Origin of the sequence: Gulosibacter massiliensis (assembly GCF_900626105.1) — a bacterium.
GTDB classification, from domain to species: Bacteria; Actinomycetota; Actinomycetes; order Actinomycetales; family Microbacteriaceae; genus Gulosibacter; species Gulosibacter sediminis.
Genome location: NZ_UYZX01000001.1, coordinates 650,813 through 669,733, shown reverse-complemented (window position 1 = coordinate 669,733; position 18,921 = coordinate 650,813). Strand labels below are relative to the sequence as shown.

Annotated in this window: 20 protein-coding genes; 14 read left to right on the top strand and 6 right to left on the bottom strand. The window is 66.5% G+C overall.

Going from position 1 to position 18,921, the window contains the following annotated elements; all coding sequences use genetic code 11:
* The first annotated feature begins 8 nt into the window (after window positions 1-8).
* From EJL01_RS03300 to ilvA, 6 genes are all read left to right on the top strand, one after another.
* Window positions 9-800, top strand: a complete 792-nt coding sequence (locus EJL01_RS03300) for an amino acid ABC transporter ATP-binding protein (RefSeq protein WP_125106273.1) — start codon at window positions 9-11, stop codon at window positions 798-800.
* Between the two features lie 47 nt (window positions 801-847).
* Window positions 848-1,831 (top strand): ABC transporter substrate-binding protein, encoded by a 984-nt coding sequence (locus EJL01_RS03295; protein ID WP_125106272.1) that lies wholly within the window; start codon window positions 848-850, stop codon window positions 1,829-1,831.
* 146 nt (window positions 1,832-1,977) lie between these two features.
* The gene (locus EJL01_RS03290; protein WP_125106271.1) at window positions 1,978-3,036 is read left to right on the top strand and encodes a hypothetical protein; all 1,059 of its coding nucleotides are present in this window, start codon (window positions 1,978-1,980) and stop codon (window positions 3,034-3,036) included.
* 34 nt (window positions 3,037-3,070) lie between these two features.
* Window positions 3,071-3,643 carry a LemA family protein gene (locus EJL01_RS03285; RefSeq protein WP_125106270.1) on the top strand — a complete coding sequence of 191 codons (573 nt, stop codon included), beginning with the start codon at window positions 3,071-3,073 and terminating at the stop codon, window positions 3,641-3,643.
* 6 nt (window positions 3,644-3,649) lie between these two features.
* Window positions 3,650-4,861: an AI-2E family transporter gene (locus tag EJL01_RS03280; RefSeq protein WP_125106269.1), complete on the top strand. Its 1,212-nt coding sequence runs from the start codon at window positions 3,650-3,652 to the stop codon at window positions 4,859-4,861.
* Window positions 4,854-6,110, top strand: coding sequence for a threonine ammonia-lyase (gene ilvA, locus EJL01_RS03275; protein ID WP_125106268.1), 1,257 nt, complete (start codon window positions 4,854-4,856; stop codon window positions 6,108-6,110). Before EJL01_RS03280 ends, ilvA begins: the two co-directional genes overlap by 8 nt.
* 30 nt (window positions 6,111-6,140) lie before the next feature.
* Here the strand turns inward: ilvA and greA are convergent, their stop codons facing one another.
* A complete protein-coding gene (gene greA / locus EJL01_RS03270; RefSeq protein WP_125106267.1) occupies window positions 6,141-6,626 on the bottom strand; it encodes a transcription elongation factor GreA in 486 nt (161 codons plus the stop codon).
* A 115-nt stretch (window positions 6,627-6,741) separates the two neighbouring features.
* Window positions 6,742-7,158: a DUF4307 domain-containing protein gene (locus EJL01_RS03265; RefSeq protein ID WP_164509700.1), complete on the bottom strand. Its 417-nt coding sequence runs from the start codon at window positions 7,156-7,158 to the stop codon at window positions 6,742-6,744.
* 82 nt (window positions 7,159-7,240) lie between these two features.
* On the opposite strand from EJL01_RS03265, the gene mca reads away from it, so the two are divergent.
* From mca to EJL01_RS03250, 3 genes are read left to right on the top strand one after another with little or no spacing between them, the layout of a single operon-like run.
* Window positions 7,241-8,110 carry a mycothiol conjugate amidase Mca gene (gene mca / locus EJL01_RS03260; RefSeq protein WP_125106265.1) on the top strand — a complete coding sequence of 290 codons (870 nt, stop codon included), beginning with the start codon at window positions 7,241-7,243 and terminating at the stop codon, window positions 8,108-8,110.
* A complete protein-coding gene (locus EJL01_RS03255) occupies window positions 8,107-8,457 on the top strand; it encodes a hypothetical protein (RefSeq protein WP_125106264.1) in 351 nt (116 codons plus the stop codon). The genes mca and EJL01_RS03255 overlap by 4 nt, the downstream gene beginning before the upstream one ends.
* Window positions 8,454-10,283 (top strand): AMP-dependent synthetase/ligase, encoded by a 1,830-nt coding sequence (locus EJL01_RS03250; protein WP_125106263.1) that lies wholly within the window; start codon window positions 8,454-8,456, stop codon window positions 10,281-10,283. Before EJL01_RS03255 ends, EJL01_RS03250 begins: the two co-directional genes overlap by 4 nt.
* Window positions 10,284-10,307: 24 nt before the next feature.
* Here EJL01_RS03250 and trhA read toward each other — a convergent pair whose 3' ends face one another.
* Window positions 10,308-11,018, bottom strand: a complete 711-nt coding sequence (gene trhA, locus EJL01_RS03245; protein WP_125107386.1) for a PAQR family membrane homeostasis protein TrhA — start codon at window positions 11,016-11,018, stop codon at window positions 10,308-10,310.
* Between the two features lie 42 nt (window positions 11,019-11,060).
* Here trhA and EJL01_RS03240 point away from each other — a divergent pair, with 42 nt between their 5' ends.
* The 4 genes from EJL01_RS03240 to EJL01_RS03225 all read left to right on the top strand — a co-directional run bounded on the left by EJL01_RS03240 (window position 11,061) and on the right by EJL01_RS03225 (window position 15,603).
* Entirely contained in the window at window positions 11,061-11,849 is a 789-nt protein-coding gene (locus EJL01_RS03240; protein WP_125106262.1) for an isoprenyl transferase, read from the top strand.
* 436 nt (window positions 11,850-12,285) lie between these two features.
* Window positions 12,286-13,605 (top strand): RNA 5'-3' helicase PhoH2, encoded by a 1,320-nt coding sequence (locus EJL01_RS03235; protein ID WP_241209177.1) that lies wholly within the window; start codon window positions 12,286-12,288, stop codon window positions 13,603-13,605.
* A 78-nt stretch (window positions 13,606-13,683) separates the two neighbouring features.
* Window positions 13,684-14,160, top strand: a complete 477-nt coding sequence (locus EJL01_RS03230) for a prepilin peptidase (RefSeq protein WP_164509699.1) — start codon at window positions 13,684-13,686, stop codon at window positions 14,158-14,160.
* Between the two features lie 18 nt (window positions 14,161-14,178).
* Window positions 14,179-15,603: a class II fumarate hydratase gene (locus tag EJL01_RS03225; RefSeq protein WP_431834722.1), complete on the top strand. Its 1,425-nt coding sequence runs from the start codon at window positions 14,179-14,181 to the stop codon at window positions 15,601-15,603.
* A gap of 72 nt (window positions 15,604-15,675) precedes the next feature.
* On the opposite strand, the gene EJL01_RS03220 is transcribed toward EJL01_RS03225, so the two are convergent.
* The 3 genes from EJL01_RS03220 to xseA are packed head-to-tail and all read right to left on the bottom strand — an operon-like array spanning window position 15,676 to window position 17,789.
* Window positions 15,676-16,332 carry a DUF4245 domain-containing protein gene (locus tag EJL01_RS03220; protein WP_125106260.1) on the bottom strand — a complete coding sequence of 219 codons (657 nt, stop codon included), beginning with the start codon at window positions 16,330-16,332 and terminating at the stop codon, window positions 15,676-15,678.
* A 3-nt stretch (window positions 16,333-16,335) separates the two neighbouring features.
* Window positions 16,336-16,578, bottom strand: coding sequence for an exodeoxyribonuclease VII small subunit (locus tag EJL01_RS03215; RefSeq protein WP_125106259.1), 243 nt, complete (start codon window positions 16,576-16,578; stop codon window positions 16,336-16,338).
* Between the two features lie 5 nt (window positions 16,579-16,583).
* On the bottom strand, window positions 16,584-17,789 hold the full coding sequence (gene xseA, locus EJL01_RS03210) for an exodeoxyribonuclease VII large subunit (protein WP_241209175.1): 1,206 nt from the start codon (window positions 17,787-17,789) through the stop codon (window positions 16,584-16,586).
* A gap of 82 nt (window positions 17,790-17,871) precedes the next feature.
* On the opposite strand from xseA, the gene EJL01_RS03205 reads away from it, so the two are divergent.
* A complete protein-coding gene (locus EJL01_RS03205; protein WP_125106257.1) occupies window positions 17,872-18,915 on the top strand; it encodes a 4-hydroxy-3-methylbut-2-enyl diphosphate reductase in 1,044 nt (347 codons plus the stop codon).
* Window positions 18,916-18,921: the final 6 nt, after the last annotated feature.

Below are 18,921 nucleotides of genomic sequence, written 5' to 3'. Positions count from 1 at the left end.
ACACCGTCATGACTTCGACTACCACCACCCGCGGCCTCGTCGAGCTCCGTGGCGTCCACAAGTCCTTCGGAGAAACCGAAGTGCTCCACGGCATCGACCTGACCGTCCGACCGGGCGAAGTTGTCGTGCTGCTCGGGCCATCCGGTTCCGGCAAGTCGACGCTCCTGCGCGCTATCAATCACCTCGAGACGATTGACCGCGGCGAGATCACCATCGACGGCGAATTCATCGGCTACGCCGAACGCGGCGACGAACTTGTCGAGCTGCCCGAGCGCGAGATCCTTACTCGGCGGTTGCGGGTCGGCATGGTGTTCCAGCAGTTCAACCTGTTCCCGCACCTCACGGTGCTCGACAACGTCACGCTTCCGGTGACCTCTCGCAAGCTGCGCAGCAAGGCGGATGCGGCGGCTCGCGGCCGCGAGCTGCTCGAGCGCGTCGGTCTGGGTGCGCTGGCCGACCGCTTCCCCCGCCAGCTTTCGGGCGGTCAGCAGCAGCGCGTCGCGATCGCCCGGGCCCTCATGCTCGACCCCGACGTCATGCTCTTTGACGAGCCCACGTCGGCGCTCGACCCGGAGCTCGTCGGCGAGGTGCTCGCGGTGATCCGTGACCTTGCCGAGCAGGGGCGCACGCTCATCGTCGTGACCCACGAGATCAGCTTCGCCCGCGAAGTTGCCGACCGCGTTGTATTCATGGCCGACGGCAAGCTCGTCGAGCAGGGCAGCCCCGAGCAGGTGCTCAGTAACCCGGCCGAGGCCCGCACCCGCGACTTTCTGCGCCGGTTCCTGCAGCCGAGCGACTAGCCCACCTCATCCACCCCAACCCTCTGGCCAACTTCAAGGAGACTCCGTTGACCACTTTTCGCCACCGCCTGACCCGCATCGTGCCCGTACTCGCGGCCGCAGCCATCGCACTGACCGCCTGCGCGAACCCGGTTAGCGAAGCGTCGACCGACGCCACGAACTCGGGCCCGAGCCTCGACCTCACGTCGAAGAACGCTGACGACCGCCCGCACCAGGAGCCGGTGCAGGCGGCGATCGACGCCCTCGAGGCGAGCGATTTCACCCCGATCAACGAGGGCTACCTCACCGTCGCAATCTCTCCCTACACGGCACCGCTCGCCCTCGCGGCGGAGGACGACCCGAACACCATCATCGGCAGCGAGGCCGACTTCGCCCAGCTCATCGCCGACGGCCTCGACCTCGAGCTCAAGCTCGAAGCCGTGTCGTGGGCCGACTGGCCCCTCGGCATCCAGTCGGGCAAGTACGACCTCATCACCTCGAACGTGACGGTGACCGAGGAGCGCAAGGACCTCTTCGACTTCGCGACCTACCGCAATGACGTGCTCGGTTTCTCGGTGAAGTCGGGCAGCGAGATCACGTCGATCGAGTCGGCCCCGGACGTGGCCGGGCTCAAGATCGTCGTCGGTTCGGGAACGAACCAAGAGAAGATCCTGCAGAACTGGGATGAGGAGAACGTCGCGAACGGGCTCGATCCGGTTGAGTTTGTCTACTACGACGACAACGCCGCTGCAGTCCTCGCGCTGCAGTCGGGCCGAGTGGATGCGATCCTCGCGCCGAACGCGACCCTCGCGTACGCCGCGTCCCAGACTGGTGAAACCGAGGTTGTCGGCACTCTGAGCGGCGGCTGGCCGGACACGGCGCAGATCGGTGCCACGACCGCAAAAGACAACGGTCTGATCGAGCCCGTGCAACTCGTGCTCAACGCCGCCATCGAGTCGGGCAGCTACCAAGAGGTCATCGACCGCTGGGCGCTCGATGCGGAGGCAGTCGAGCAGTCGGAGCTCAACCCGGAGGGCCTCCCTCGCCCGTAATGGCGAGGGGGTGACCCTCGGCCACTGGCCGGGGTGACGCTCGGGTGGTGAACTCTGCCCACCCGCCGAATTCGCCGCAGCGTGGCGTCTACGGTGAGTCCAGTTGCGTCACGGCGACGCTGCTGGCGCAGAGAGGTCACTCGAGCATGATCACCCCGGCCGAGGTACCCGGCGGTACCGGCCTCACCATCGGCGTCGGCTTCGACACCCTCGCTGATCCGACATTTGACTGGGATGCGTTCGCGAACCTCCTCGAGCGGGCCGGCGCCTCGGGGGTCGCACTCCAGGTCGGCCGACCCGAGCTGCTGTTGTTTCCCTGGAACGCCCACCGGGACGAATGGGCGCCCGGGGTTTCGGCGGACTACGACCCGGTTGCGCGGGCATTGGGGGCCTTGGCGTCGATCGAGGCCGACCTCGAGATCACCCTCGTGATCGAGGTGACGGCGCCGCGCCACATTCAACGAGAGCCGGCGAGCGCCGGCGTGTTCGCCGACGGTGCCTCAAGCGAGCAGTTGCCCTCGATCTCGAGCCTGGCTCGGGGCAAATTCGGTGCCGACCTCGTGGCGCTGTGTCGCGAGGCGAGCGACCGCTACCAACCGGCACGCATTTCGCTGACCTCGCTCATCCTCGAGGCGAGCTTCGGCGATAGCGATCGCGAACTCTTCTCCAAAATGACCGGGCTGCGCGACTTTCCGCGCGACGAGGCGGGGCGGGCGGATACGCTCGATCCGCTCGTCGTGGCCTGGCGCACCCAGCTCCTCACCGAGCTGATCGCCCAGTGCGCGTCGGTCACCCTTCCGGGCACGCTCATCGACATCGAGATGCGGGTGAATTGGGACGATCCGGGTGCCGACCGCGCTGAGTCCGGGCACGCGTATGCGGCGGTGCTCGACACGGGTAACGCCATTACGCTGTGGGACTCGTTTGGTCTCAACGACGAACCACCGACCTACTCAGCGCAGCTCGCCGACGGGCTCGCCGCGCGCTTTGGTGTCGGCGAGCGTGAGCGCATCACGATTTCGATCGGCCTCTGGGGGCGTCTCGGCGACACCGCCGGTGCGACGATTTCGCCGTTCGATCTGCGCATTGCCATCGAAAATACGTGGGGCCGCGTGGGGCACATCGGCGTCACGCCGGCGAGCCTGATCGGCGCCGAACATTGGCGCGTGCTGGCCGAGCTGCGGGAGTCCCGCGTCGGGCTGTGAGCAAGTGCGCGCACGGGCTGGCTAGACTGCCACCATGGAACCGGCACTCCTTATCACGCTCATCGTTATTGCCGTTGTGCTCGTCCTGCTGATCGTCTGGATCTGGGTGACGTACAACCGACTCACGAAGAATCGCATTCGCGTCGACGAGGCGTGGAGTGACATCACGGTGCAGCTGAAGCGCAGGGCCGATCTGATTCCGAACCTCATCAACACCGTCTCGGGCTACGCGCAGCACGAGCAGCGCGTGTTCTCCGAGGTGACGCAGGCCCGCAGCGAAACGCTCTCGGCGTCGACGCCGGGCGAGGCCTCGGTCGCCGAGAACCACCTGCAGGGAGCGCTGCGCAGTCTGTTTGCCGTTGCTGAGGCGTACCCGCAGCTGCAGGCAAGCAACAACTTCACCCAGCTCCAGCGCGATCTCGTCCAGACGGAAGACAAGATTCAGTCGTCGCGCCGCTATTACAACGGCAGCGTGCGTGAGCTCAACACCTCGATCAAGGTGTTCCCGAACAACGTTGTTGCCGGCCCATTCGGGTTCGGCGAGCGCGAGTTCTTTGACGTCGCCGACCGCGCGGCGATCTCCGAACCGCCACGCGTGCAGTTCTAAGCGCATATGGCAGGATCCACCCGGGCCGAGGACCCTCGACAGGCTGAGGAGCGGGAAGGCGACCTCGTCACGCGCCCCGTGCGCATCGCGGCCGCCTGGGCGTGGCGATGGATCATCATCGCGCTCGCGTTCATTCCGATCTTCTGGCTGCTCGCGAAGACGACGTTCATCGTCGTTCCGCTCGTTGTCGGCGTGCTCCTTACCGCCCTCCTCGTGCCGCTGACGAACTACTTGCGCAATCAGCTTCGCTGGCCGAAGGGGTTCGCGCTGCTGGCGGCGCTCGTGGCCCTATTTGGTGCCATCGCGATCCTCGTCGGGCTCGTGGTGCAAGCGTTCCGATCTGGCGAGCGCATCGACTTCACGCTGATCGAGGAACGCTATCAGGAACTGATGGTGTGGGCCGAGAACTCGCCCCTGCATCTCGGCGAAGACCAGCTCATCGGGTGGTTCCAGGGCGTGAGCACCTGGCTCGAGACCAACGTCGGTACGCTGATCGAAACGACGCTCACGGCCGGCAGCACCCTCGGGGCCATCGCGACGGGCTTCGCCTTCGCACTCTTTGCCCTCGTCTTTTATCTGCTTGACGGCCGACGCATCTGGCTGTTCGTCGTGAGCCTGTTCCCGCGCGCGGCCCGCGCTGCGGTCGACGGTGCGGGGGAGCGCGCGTGGATCACCGTCGGGCACTACGTCCGCGTGCAGGTGGTCGTCGCGCTCATTGACGCCGTCGGCATCTTCATCGGCGCCGTCGTGCTCCAAGTGCCGTTCGCTCTCGCGATCGGCATCATCGTGTTTCTGTTCGCCTTCGTCCCGCTCATCGGCGCGTTTCTCTCGGGCGCCGTCGCGGTCGTATTGGCGTTGCTGTCACACGGCCTGTGGACCGCGGTGATTATGCTGGTGATCGTGGTTGCCGTCATGGCGATCGAGTCGAACGTCCTGCAACCCCTGATCATGGGGCAGGCCGTGCAGATCCACCCGCTGGCGATCCTGGTGTCGGTGAGCGCCGGCTCGATCTTCGCCGGAGTTGCCGGCGCCGTCGTGGCCGTGCCGATCGTTGCCGCGACGAACGTGATGGTCCGCTACATTGCCTCCGGCAAGTGGCGCGACGAACCAGACCCGACCGAGGGCATGGTCATGCAACTCGATACCAACGCCGCCAAGGTTCCGAAGCGGCGTCCCATCAAAATCCGTGTGAGAAAGAAGGCCACTCCTGGTGAGTGATTCGCTCGACACCTCGTTCGTCCCCTCCCTTGACGCCGTGCGAGCCGCCCAAGCTATCGTGCGCCAGACGGCGCGCATGACGCCGCTCGACTCGGCCCGGTTCCTGCAGCAGTACGTCGGTTCGCCGGTTTTCCTCAAGGCCGAGAACCTGCAGCGAACTGGCTCGTACAAGCTGCGCGGCGCGACCAACCGGCTGTCGAAGCTCAGCGCCGACGAGCGGGCCCGCGGTGTGGTGGCTGCGTCGGCAGGAAACCACGCCCAGGGCGTGGCCTTCGCCGCGCGCGAGCTCGACATTCCGGCGACGATCTTCATGCCGAAGGGCGTGCCGATTCCGAAGTTTGAGGCGACGGCCGGCTACGGCGCCGAGATTCGTCTCGAGGGTGACAACGTGGCCGAGTCGCTCGCGGGCGCGCAGCGATTCGCAGAAGAGACCGGCGCCGTGTTCATCCACCCGTACGACCACCCCGACATCATCACGGGCCAGGGCACGCTTGCCCTCGACATCGTCGAGCAACTGCCCGACGTCGACACCGTCATCGTGCCGATCGGCGGTGGTGGCCTCGCGAGCGGCCTCGGCGCGACGCTGAAGCACTACGCGGCCGAGCAGGGGCGCGAGATCCAGGTCATCGGCGTGCAGGCCGAGAACACGGCGCCGTTCCCTGTCTCGATGCGCGCAGGGCACCCCGTGAAGATCACGGCACGCCCGACGATCGCCGATGGCATCGCCGTGGCCGAGCCGGGTCAGCTCACTTTCGAAGTCGTGCGCAAGTACGTCGACCGCATCATCACGGTGTCGGAGGGCGACCTTTCACGAGCGATCCTACTGCTGCTCGAACGGGCGAAGCTCGTCGCTGAGCCGGCCGGTGCCGCAGCGGTGGCCGCGATCCTCAGCGGGCAGGTGCGTGACACCGGCACGACTGTTGCGCTGCTGTCGGGCGGCAACATCGACCCGATGATGCTCGAAAAGGTGATCTCGCAGGGCCTCACCGCATCCGACCGCTACCTCAAGCTCGTCATCGGGCTGCAGGATGTGCCGGGTCACCTCGCGCGCATCGCCACGATTCTCGCCGAGATCGGCGCGAACGTGATCGAGGTCTTGCACACGCGGCACAATAAGGCGCTGCAGATCGACCGCGTTGAGCTCGAGGTCTCCGTCGAAACGCGCGGCACGAACCACGCTCGCCAGGTTGTCCAGGCATTGCGAGAGGCTGGCTACGAGCCGCGCATCGATCGAAACGCGACGGTGTAGCCCGCCTCTGCAGGGGTGCTGGCTGAGCGCCTAGCTCTCGAAGGTCTCGACGTTGACGATCTCGACGTCGACCTGCTTGCCATTCGGGGCGTCGTAGCTCGTCTTCTCACCGATCTTCAGGCCGTCGATGACCTTGCCGATCGGGCTGTCGGGCGAGAAGACGCGCAGCTCGGTCTCGGAGGCGAGCTCCGTGCTCGCATAGAGGAAGTGCTGCTCACGGCCGGCGACCTTCGCGGTCACGACGGTGCCGAGCACGACGCTGCCGTTTGCCTTCGGTGCTTCGCGCACCTCGGCGGTCTTGAGCAGCGCCTCGAGCTCGGTGATGCGGGACTCGATCTGGCCCTGCTCGTCCTTCGCTGCGTGGTAACCGGCGTTCTCCTTGAGGTCGCCGTCTTCGCGCGCTTCCTGAATCTCCTTGGCAATTTCCGTACGTCGCGTCGTCGAGAGGAACTCGAGTTCCTGCGTGTAGCGGTCGTACGCAGTCTGCGTGAGCCAGGTGGGTTCAGAGGTAGTCATCGGTCATTCTCCTTGGATATAACAGCGCAGCCTCGACGGCGTCGAGGCTGCAGCAATCCCCACAGTCTAGCCCCTTGGTTTGCACGGCAGGCAGACACGCCGCGCGATCGGGGTTTTATTCGACGTCGGCGGAGTCGGTGAGTTCGTTAACCCAACATTCGCGCACTTCGACGGTGTCGGCGGCGCTCGTGGTGCGCAGGGTCACGTGCACGGTCTGGTGCTGTTCCGCCTGCGGGTCGAGCTGCACCACCTGGTAGCCGACGATCGACGAGCCCTCGTTGCTTGCTTGAATCGCGCAGGCGACCGGCGTGCCGGGCTGCACTGAGACGCGCGCCGTCGCGGTGATCTCGCTCGGCGACTCGACCGTGAACCCGCCCATTTCCGACTCGATTGTCGCCGCGGGGTTGAGCGAGGTGATGGCCCAAAACGCGACGACGCCGATGACGAGGGCAACCGTCACGCCGATCGAGACTCCGGTGCGGCGCTTCGACGCGCGGGGCGACTTGCCATACCTGGCGTCAAGATCGGTCACGTCGTGCAATCCTCACGATAAGATTTTCGTTTAGTGCCAGCGTACCGCCCGCACTCTGTAGCAACGGAATCAGGAGTCTCCTGTGTCGCTTCGGCTGCTTGCCGTCCACGCCCACCCCGACGACGAATCGTCGAAGGGAGCCGCCACGTACGCGTCGTACGTTCATGACGGTGCGGAGGTGATGATCGTGAGCTGCACCGGCGGCGAAGCCGGCAGCATCCTCAACACTGCCGTGCACGCGCGTTTGCACGCCGAGCGTGACCTGCCCGGCCTGCGCCGACTCGAGATGGCCGAGGCGCAGCGGGTGCTCGGCGTCGAGCACCGCTGGCTCGGCTACCGCGACTCCGGCATGCCCGAAGATGGCGTGCTCGAACCCGGTACATTCGCGCGCATCCCGCTTGAAGTGAGTGTGCGGCCGCTGCTGCGGCTCATCCGCGAGTTCCGCCCGCACGTGCTCGTCACGTACGACGAGAACGGTGGCTATCCGCATCCCGACCACATCCGCACCCACGAGGTGTCGATGCTCGCGTGGCAGCTCGCGGGCGAGCAGCGCTACCCCGAGCTTGGTGAGCCCTGGGCTCCGAGCAAGCTCTACTACGACCGCACGATGAATCAGCGCCGTGCGCAATCGATGGCCGACCTCATTAAGGACCACCCCGAGGTGCACCTCACCGAGCGCATGGAGGCGATGCTCGAACGACTCATGAGCGTGGAAGCGAACCTCACGACGCAGATTTCGATCGAGCGCCACTTCGAGGTGCGCGACGCTGCGCTCCGCGCGCACGCGAGCCAGGTGGGGCCCGAGGACGAGTTCTTCTTCGGGTACCCGCGCGACCTCGAGCGCGAGGCCTACCCCTACGACGATTACGAGCTCGTCGCGAGCCGGGTGGCGTGTGAGCTGCCCGAGACCGACCTCTTCAACGGCATCGATGCGGAGGCCGAGAGCAAGTGAATCAGGTAGTCACCACGGTGTTCCTCGCGGCGACCGCGACGCCGACGCCCACCAACCAGCCGTTCGACCCCGTCGACGTCACGCCCGGTCCGGTCGGATTCTTCGCGACCGCGGCGCTATTCATCGCGGTCGGTCTCATCGCGATGAGCTTGATGCGCCGCTCGGCTCGCGCCAACGCGCGCTACGACATTCGCGAGCAGCTCGAGCGCGAGGAGCTCGAGCGCCAGGCCCGCGAGCGCGAGTCCGGTGAGACGGATGCTGAGGCGTCAGCCCCCGGCTCAGCCCAGGATGCAGAGGGCAACGACCCGACGCGGGAAGCGCCGGGTGACGAGGAGCCACGGGCATGACCGAACTTCTCGCCACCGCGCACGTCGAGGGCCTCGGGACCTTCGAACCACGTGACACGCTGACCACCATGCTGCGTCGCCGGGTCGAGGCCGACCGCGACTCGGTCTTCGCCGAACACCGCGTTGACGGTACCTTCACCCCGATCACGATCGGTCAGCTCGACGACGATGTGCGAGCCCTCGCCCGCGGCCTCGTCGCGGCAGGAGTCCAGTCGGGCGACGCGGTCGGCATCATGGCCGGCACCCGCTATGAGTGGACCGTCGCGGATTTCGCGGTGCTTTCAGTCGGCGCCGTCGTCGTGCCGATCTATCACACCTCGTCGGCCGAGCAGCTCGTGTGGATGTGCACGGACGCCGAGATCCGCACCCTCATCGTCGAGACCGACGAGCACGCCGAGCTCGCCGCCGAAGTGCGCGCCTCCACCGGCCTCGAACAGGTCTTCGTGATCGACCGCGGCGACCTCGACGGTCTCGTCGAGTCGGGGGCGGCAGCCGACATCTCTGACGCAGACCTCGATGCCCGCGCCGCGAGCGTCGGGCTCGAAGACCTCGCGTCGATCGTGTACACCTCGGGCACGACCGGTCGCCCGAAGGGCGTCGAACTCACGCACCACAACTGGCTTGCGCACGTCATCAATGGCGTCAGCGAGCCCGGGCTCGGCCGCGTCGTGCTTCCGAGTGACGAGGGCGTCGCTAAGCGCACGTTGCTCTTCCTGCCGCTCGCGCACGTGTACGGTCGCTTCGCCCAGTTCCTCTGCGTGCACTCCGGCACCGTGCTCGGCTACGCGCCGAACACGAAGAACCTCGTCACCGACCTGCAATCTTTCGAACCCACGTGGCTCATCGCCGTGCCGCGCGTGTTCGAGACCGTGTACAACGCGGCAGATGCGAAGGCCGGTAAGGGCGTCAAGCTCCGACTTTTCCGTTGGGCGGTTGACGTTGCGGTCGCATATTCCGAGGCGCTTGACGGGGGTCGGCCTGGGGCAGGCCTGCGGGCCCGACACTCGCTCGCCGACCGGCTTGTGCTCGGCAAGCTGCGCGACGTCATGGGTGGCCAGGTCGACTATGCCATTTCGGGCGGTGCAGCGCTGTCGCTGCGCCACGCGCACTTCTTCCGCGGCCTCGGCGTCACGATCATGGAGGGCTACGGGGCCACCGAGACGACCGCTCCCGCGAGCGTGAACCGCCCCGGTCGCATCAAGATCGGCACCGTGGGTGCCCCCTACCCGGGCATGTCACTCGCAGTGACCGAAGACGGCGAGGTGCTGATCAAGGGGCCGAGCTTGTTCCGCGGGTACCACAACAACGCCGAGGCGACGGCCGAAGCGATCGACGCCGAAGGGTGGCTCCGCACTGGTGACCTCGGCGAGCTCGGCGCCGACGGCTACCTGCGCATCTCTGGGCGCAAGAAGGAAATCCTCGTGACGGCGGGTGGCAAGAACGTACAGCCGGCCGTGCTCGAGAACGCGCTCCGCTCGCATCCGCTCGTCGGCGAGATCATGGTGGTCGGCGAGGGCAAGCCCTTCATCGCTGCGCTCATCGCCCTCGACGAGGCGATGCTGCCAGGGTGGCTCGAGAACCACGGCGTCGGATCGCTCACGCTCGAGCAGGCGCGCACGAACGAGACTGTGCTGAAGGCGCTGCAGGCCGAGGTCGACAAAGCCAATACGCACGTGTCGCGCGCCGAGTCGATCCGCAAGTTCGAGATCGTGCCGAGGATGTTCAGCGAGGATCGCGGTGAGGTATCGGCCTCAACAAAGCTGATTCGGCGGGTCGTCGAGGCGAACTTTGCCGACTCGATGGCGAAGATCTTCGACCACAAATAGTGAGGCCGAGGCTGCGCCCGGTTGCTAGACGGTGACCGGGTGCAGGACGATCAGCAGGATCGCGGCCCAGTGGCACACCCACGCGGCGACGGTTGCCGCGTGGAAGATCTCGTGGAAGCCAAAGGTGTTCGGCCACGGGTTCGGTCGCTTCAGCGCGTAGACGACGGCCCCGCCCGTGTAGATGAGGCCGCCAACGACGACGAGCACCATCATGCCGACCGAGGCATGCACGAGGTCGACGATGTACATCACCGCGATCCACCCGGTGACGAGGTAGAGCGCGACGTACAGCCAGCGCGGTGCCGTGATCCAGGCAACGTTGAAGACGATGCCGACGACCGAGATGCCCCAGACAAGGCCGAACAGCAGCCAGCCCTTTTCGGGCGGCAGCGCGAGCAGGGCCAGCGGGGTGTACGTGCCGGCGATCAGCAGGAAGATGTTCGCGTGGTCGAAACGACGCAGCACCGCCTTCGTCCGCGGCTTCCAGTCGAAGCGATGATAGAGCGCCGACATGCCGAAGAGGATGATCGAACAGAGCGTGAAGACGCTGACGGCAAAGACCCCACGCGCGGTCGACACGAACGGGAAGAGCAGCGTGCCGAGCACGAGCGCAAGCGGGGCCGCGCCGGTGTGGAGCCAGCCGCGCAGCAGCGGGCGTGCAACGGCGAGATAGTTGTCCTGCGCAGGGGCGCCCTCGACCGCACTGGGGTCGTTGGTTCGCGGCGCACGGGTCATCATCACGCTAGCGATGCTACGCCGTCGACTAGATTTGCGGATGTGAATCGACGAACCGTTGTGCGCATCCCGAGGTTTCTCTATCGGGTCTATGCGCGACGGTTGTGGAAGTCGCTCGTGCGCACGCAGGTGCGTCCGCAGCACGTCGCGATGATCATCGATGGCAACCGCCGCTGGGCGAAGCAGGTCGGGCTGACGGATGCGGCGGCCGGCCACCGCGCGGGCGCCGCGAAAATGATCGAGTTTCTGCAGTGGTGCGATCGTGCCCACATTGGCACGGTGACGCTCTACCTGCTCTCGCGGGACAACCTCACGAGCCGCTCGTCGAACGAGCTCACCCAGCTCATGACCATCATCGGGCACCTTGCGGAGCAGATCGCCGAGTCCGGCCGGTTCCAGGTGCAACACGTCGGCTCGACCGAGGGGCTCGCCCCCGAACTGGCCGAGACGCTCGAGCGCGTCGTCGCGGCGACGAGCGGCGCGACGGGCCCGCACGTGAACCTCGCGATCGGCTACGGCGGCCGCAACGAGATCGTCGATGCGATGCGCTCGATTGTGCGCAGCCACGCCGATTCTGGCGGGAGCATTCAGGAGCTCGCCGACATCGTGACGCCCGAAATGATCGGCGAGCACCTCTACACGGGCGGCCAGCCCGACCCCGACCTCATGATCCGCACGTCGGGCGAGCAGCGACTCAGCGACTTCATGCTCTGGCAGACGGCGCACGCGGAGTTCTACTTTGTCGAGGCGCTCGGCCCCGACCTCCGCGAGGTCGACTTCCTCCGGGCGCTGCGTGACTTCGGCAAGCGCGAGCGTCGCTACGGCTCGTAGCCGGCCCAACGCATCCTGCGGTTCGACCCGGCCCATCCCGCGCCGAGGTCGCGACGCGCCGGGGGATGCGCGCGACACGCCGGAAGCTTCAAGTGGTGCCTGCGACTTTCGCCGCATTCGGTCGGCTCACTAGTCGACTTCTATCACTCCAGTCACATCCGTCACGCCCTGAGTGAACTTCCGGTTACGAGTTCGGAGGCATCTTCGGATTCCGCGCCCCGCTACCGAGTTTGTGAGGTGTGTCGGCGTAGCTTGCAGGTATCAGGTATGCGTCCTGATCGAAGCGGCCACACAAGTTCGTTTCGACACCCAGTGGCCGTTTTGCACCAGCAACGAGCATCCCGCTCGGCGAGGAGCAGCTTCCGTGACCAGCACCACCACTCCCGACCACCTCGATGACGCTAGCCGGGGTAAGCCCGGGCCTCAGCTCGAGCAGCTGAACGGGGGTGAGTCGGGCGCGGAAGTCGCGGTGCGCACCTACGTGCTCGACACCTCCGTGCTACTGAGCGACCCGCGCGCCATGTTCCGCTTTGAGGAGCACGAAGTCGTGATCCCCATCGTCGTGGTCACCGAACTCGAGAAGAAGCGTCACGATCTCGAGATCGGCTATTTCGCGCGCCAGTCGCTGCGCCTGCTCGATCAACTCCGGGTCGAGTACGGTCGCCTCGACCTCCCGATGCCGGTGGGCGAGCAGGGCGGCACGATCCGCGTCGAGCTCAATCACTCGAACCAGCAGATCCTGCCGAGCGGCATGCAGCAGGGCGACAACGACACCCGCATCCTTGCCGTGGCAGCGAACCTCGCCGACGAGGGCGCCCACGTCACGGTGGTGTCGAAGGACACCCCGATGCGCGTCAAGGCCTCGGCGATCGGCATGTCGGCCGACGAGTACCGGCACGAGCTCGCGCGTGACACCGGCTACACCGGCACGGGTCAGCTCGCCCTTGGCGCCGACGACATGAGCGACCTGTACGAGCACGAGGAAATCTCGACCGACGAGGTCGCCGAGCACCCGATCAACACCTCGCTCGTCATCAGCTCCGAACGCGGCTCGGCGCTCGGCCGGGTCGTCGACCGCGGTCGGGTGCGACTCGTGCGCGGCGACCGCGACGTCTTTGGCGTGCACGGGCGATCGGCCGAGCAGCGCCTCGCGCTCGACCTGCTCATGGACCCAACGGTCGGCATCGTCTCGATCGGTGGCCGTGCCGGAACGGGGAAGTCGGCGCTCGCGCTGGCCGCGGGGCTCGAGAACGTGCTCGAGCGAGGACTGCAGCGCAAGATCATGATCTTCCGCCCGCTCTACGCGGTGGGCGGCCAGGATCTCGGCTACCTGCCCGGCGACGCCGACGAGAAGATGAGCCCGTGGGGTCAGGCCGTCTATGACGCGCTCTCGTCGATTGTCTCGGACAACGTCATCGACGAGGTCATCAGCCGCAACATGCTTGAGATCCTGCCGCTGACGCACATCCGCGGTCGTTCGCTGCACGACGCCTACGTGATCGTCGACGAGGCCCAGTCGCTCGAGCGCAACGTGCTCCTCACGATGCTCTCGCGCATTGGCCAGAACTCGAAGGTGGTGCTGACGCACGACGTTGCACAGCGAGACAACCTCCGCGTTGGCCGCCACGATGGCATCGCCTCGGTTATCGAGACGCTCAAGGGCCACAAGCTGTTCGGCCACATCACCCTGACCCGTTCCGAGCGAAGCGACATCGCGGCGCTCGTGACCGACCTGCTCGAGGACTACAACTTCTAGCGAACTGCGACGCGGCCGCCGACTCGTCCTGTGGATAAGTCGGCGGCCGCGTCGTCGTTGCTCGCTACGCTCGGGCGCGTGTGGGGGAGCATCCTGGTTATCGGCTACGCGGCGGTTGCGACGGTGCCACTCGTGCGCGTCGACCTGCGTGAGCACCGGCTGCCGAACGCGTGGACCCTGCCGGGGTGGGTCGCCGCGAGCGTCGGTGTGCTGCTGCAGTGGGGCATCACGGCGCAGTTCCCGGTCGCCGCGGTGCTCGCGGGCGTGCTCGCGCTCGTGCTGTTCGGCGCCTTCGCGCTCGTCGCTGGCATGGGCATGGGCGACGTCAAGCTTGCGGTGCCGCTCGCAGTCGGGCTCGGGTTGCTCGGTGGACAAACCCCGTTGGTTGGCTTGGTCGTTGCGTTCGTCGCCGGTGGGCTTGCCGCGATGGTCACGCTGGTGCGCACGCGCCAGCGGGATGCTCAACTCGCGTTCGGCCCGTGGCTGCTTGTCGGCTTCTGGGTCGCCGCCATTGGCGAACTCTCCGGCGGCGTACACGCCGGTCAACTAGGCTAAAAAGGTCGAATTTTCGCCGTGGAGAAAGGCACACACGTGGTGAACACCCCCGAGACCGAGTACCGGATCGAGCACGACACGATGGGGGAGGTGCGCGTGCCGAAAGAAGCCCTTTACGGCGCGCAGACCCAGCGTGCCGTTGAGAACTTCCCGATTTCGGGCAGCCGACTCGAGGACCGCCAGGTGATCGCGCTCGCGCAGATCAAGCGCGCCGCGGCGATCGTCAACGAGCGCCTCGGCATCGTTGACTCGGCTCGCGCCCAGGCAATCGTGCAGGCTGCCGAAACGATTATTGGCGGCGCCCACCTCGACCAGTTCCCGATCGACGTCTACCAGACCGGTTCGGGCACCTCGTCGAACATGAACATGAACGAGGTGCTCGCGAACCTCGCCACCGCCTCGCTTGGCGAGCAGGTGCACCCGAACGACCACGTCAACGCGTCGCAGTCGTCGAACGACGTCTTCCCGACCTCGGCCCACGTCGCCGTCACCGGTTCGCTGCTCGAGGAGCTCGTGCCCGCGCTGACGCACCTCGCCGAGGCACTCGAGGCAAAGGCCACCGAGTGGAAGGACGTCGTGAAGGCGGGCCGCACCCACCTCATGGACGCCACCCCGGTCACCCTCGGCCAGGAGTTCGGCGGCTACGCCCGCCAGATTCGCCTCGGTATCGACCGCGTCAACGCGACCATCTCGCGCGTCGCCGAGGTTCCGCTTGGCGGCACCGCGACCGGCACCGGCATCAACACGCCGGCCGGCTTCTCGGAGCAGGTCATCGCCGAGCTCGCGTCGAACACGAACCTCCCGCTGCACGAAGCGGCCGACCACTTTGAGGCCCAGGGCGCGCGCGACGGCCTCGTCGAGGCCTCGGGCGCGCTGCGCACGCTCGCCGTGTCGCTCGTGAAGATCAACAACGACCTGCGTTGGATGGGCTCGGGGCCGAACACCGGTCTCGGTGAGATCGCGATTCCCGACCTCCAGCCCGGTTCGTCGATCATGCCCGGCAAGGTCAACCCGGTTGTGCCCGAGGCCGTGCTCATGGTCGCCTCGCGCATCATCGGTAACGACGCGACCATCGCCTTCGCCGGCGCCTCGGGCGCATTCGAGCTCAACGTGCAGATTCCGGTGATGGGCACGGCGCTGCTCGAGTCGATTCGCCTGCTCTCGAACTCGGTGCGGGTGCTCGCCGACAAGACCGTCGTCGGCCTCACGGCCAACGTCGAGCACGCCCGTGACCTCGCCGAATCGTCGCCCTCGATCGTGACGCCGCTGAACCGCGTCATCGGTTACGAGGCCGCCGCCAAGGTTGCGAAGTACGCCGTGGCGAACAAGGTCACCGTGCGCCAAGCCGTCATCGACCTCGGCTTCGTCGAGCGCGGCGAGATCACCGAGGCCGACCTCGACGTCAAGCTTGACGTGCTCAAGATGACCTCGCCGAACCTCTAGCGGGTCAGCGATGAGCAAGGGCCCGGGCGCATTGCCCGGGCCCTTCTTCGTTGCCGCGTGAGCTTGGTCGCCCTAGTTGGCCGGAATCTGGTCGGCGATCGACTCGGCGACCTGCTGCACCGACTCGACCGAGCCAGAACCGAAAACGATGTAGGTCGCGTCGTCACGGGTCGCGACGAGCACGTAGCGGTTGTTGCCGGCATCCTCGCGCGAGAGGTCCATGTAGTCGTACTCGTCCCACATCACTCCGCCAACCTCGACCGTGCCAGTCGGCGTGCGGTTACCAACCTTGTCGTAGGTCCAGGTGTCGTTTGCGTTGACGCCCTGGCGAATGCCGACGAACTCGTCTGCTTGGCCATCGACGATGTCGAGCAGGCCGATGTACCACTCGGTGACGTCGTCGTTGCCGGTGCGAATCTCGGTGCCGTTTGACTGCCAGTTGTCGCCCAACTCCGGCACCACGAGGGGAACCTCGAACTGCGGCTGCGCCTCTTCGGCGGCCGCCGTGAAGTCGATGTCGGGGAGCTCTTCCGCGTCATTTCGCGGCACGATCAGCACCATGACGAACATGAGCACCACGCTGACACCGAGCGCCGCAATGAGGTTCTGAATCGTCTTGCGCTGACGGTACTTGCGCGACGATTCTGCCTTGCGGGCGGCAGTCTCTTCGGGGGTTTCCGGTCGACCGAGTTCGGCGACAACCGGGGGATCTTGGGGGCGCTCGGCCAAGTGTTACTCCTGGGAGGATTCGGGGTTGTGCTGGTCGCGGGCCCGCTCGAGGCGCTCGCGAGCGCCCTTGAGCCACTGTTCGCAGCGTGCGGCGAGCGCCTCCCCGCGCTCCCACAGTCGTAGGGACTCCTCGAGAGGCTGCGAGCCCTGTTCGAGCGATTGCACGACGAGGGCAAGCTCGTCGCGGGCCTGCTCGAAGCTGAGTTCGTCCACGGGGGTGGGCTCGGATGCCTGGGGTTCGGCCATGGTGCTCATTCTACGGTTGCCTCGATTCTGCCGTCGGTGACACGGATGTTGAGTTTCGCGCCGGCTTTGACGCCGGATGTGGTCGTGACGAGCCCGGGTGCGGCCCCGTCGACGCGTTCGACGATCGCGTAGCCGCGCTGCAGGGTGCCGAGCGGCGACAGTGCCGCGAGGCGGTGCCCCAGGCCACTCACCTCGTCGGAGGCGCGGCGCAGGTGCCAGTCCATGAGTTCGCTGCCGCGCGTGGCGAGGCGCCCAACCTCGTCGCCACGCTGGTCGATGATCCAACTCGGGTTCGCGAGGGCGGGGCGCGAGCGCAGGTCTTCGAAGCGTCGGCCCTCGACGCGCACCAGCTCGGTGACGTGGCGGCGGATGCGCGCCCGCAGCTGGGTCACGAGGTCGAGTTGCTCGGCCACGTCTGGCACGACCCGTTTCGCGGCATCGGTCGGGGTGGATGCGCGCAGATCGGCCACCTCGTCGAGGATTGGCCGGTCGGCCTCGTGGCCGATCGCGCTGACAAGCGGCGTCGTGATGGCCGCTGCGGCGCGCACGAGCGTCTCGTCACTGAATGGCAGCAGGTGCAGGAAGTCGCCACCGCCGCGGGCGATGATGATGACGTCGACCTCGGGGTCGGCGTCAAGTCGCTGCATCGCGGCGAGCACCTCGGCGGCTGCGTTGTCGCCCTGCACGCGCGCATACTCGGTGCGGAACTGCACGGCTGGCCAGCGGAGCTCGGAGTTGCGGCGCACATCCTTCTCGGCGTCGGAGTCGCGGCCGGTGACGAGGCCGATCTTGTTCGGCAGGAAGGGGAGCGGCCGTTTGCGGCTGGCATCAAACAGACCCTCGTCGGCGAGCTTGCGGCGCAGTCGCTCGAGCTGCTCGAGCAGCGTGCCGAGGCCGACGTGGCGCATGTCGTAGACCTGCAGCGAGAGCGAGCCGCCCTTGACCCAGACGTCGGGCTTCGCATTGATGATGACGCGGTCGCCCTTGCGGAACTCTTCGGCAAGACGCTCGCGCACCGACCGCCACATGACGATTGAGAGTGAGGCGTCTTGTTCGAGGTCTCGAATCTTGGCGTAGGCGTGGCCGCCGCGGATGTCATAGCTCGTGAGCTCGCCTTCGACCCAGGCCGAGCCGAGCCGAGAGACCCAATCGTGGATCGCCTGCGAGATATACGACACCTGGAACGGCTGCTCGGGGGAGGACTGGTTCACCGCCAAGCGAAATCACCTGCCTTACCTGAGCGAGTCAACCTAGAATGGTGACGATATGAGTGGCCGAGCTGTAAATCTTTCCATGCCCCGCGTTCCGCGGCCTGCTGTCACCCTTGAGGATCGTCCGGTGGACGGTCACAAGCGGGTGCTGCTTGCCGCCCCTCGAGGATACTGCGCCGGCGTTGACCGGGCCGTGGTAGCTGTGGATAAAGCGCTCGAGCGCTACGGCTCCCCGGTCTATGTGCGAAAGCAGATCGTCCACAACAAGCACGTGGTATCGGAGCTCGAGCAGCGCGGCGCGATCTTTGTCGACGAGGTCGACGAGGTGCCCGAGGGGTCGCATCTCGTGTTCTCGGCGCACGGCGTGTCACCGATGGTCAAGGAGGCTGCGGCCGATCGCGAGCTGCAGACCATCGACGCAACCTGCCCGCTCGTGACGAAGGTGCACCGCGAGGCCACGCGCTTCGCCAAGCAAGACCGCCAGATTCTGCTCATCGGTCACGTCGGCCACGAAGAGGTCGAGGGCACCGCGGGCCACGGCGGCGACAACGTCACCATCGTGAACTCGCCCGAGGAGGCCGACACGGTCGTCGTGCCCGACCCCGACAACGTGGTGTGGCTCTCGCAAACGACGCTCTCGGTCGACGAGACGATGGAGACGGTGAACCGTCTGCGCGCGCGCTTCCCCAACCTCCAGAACCCACCTTCGGACGACATTTGCTACGCAACGCAGAACCGCCAGGTTGCGATCAAGAAGGTCGCGGCCGAGTCCGACCTCGTAATCGTGGTCGGTTCGGCGAACTCGTCGAACTCGGTGCGCCTCGTCGAGGTGGCGCTGCAGCACGGCGCGAAGGCGTCGTACCGCATTGACTACGCCGATGAGATCCAGCAGGAGTGGCTCGATGGTGTCGAGACGGTCGGCGTGACCTCCGGCGCATCCGTGCCTGAGGTGCTCGTGCAAGAGACGATCGATGCCCTCGCGACCGCCGGCTACGGCGACGTTGACGAGGTGCAGACCGCGGTGGAGGACCTCATGTTCTCGCTACCGAAGGAACTGCGCAAGGACCTCGAGCACGACGACCGCGGCCTCGGCGGCCACGGCGGCGGCGTCTCGTCAAAGTCGTGAGCAGCA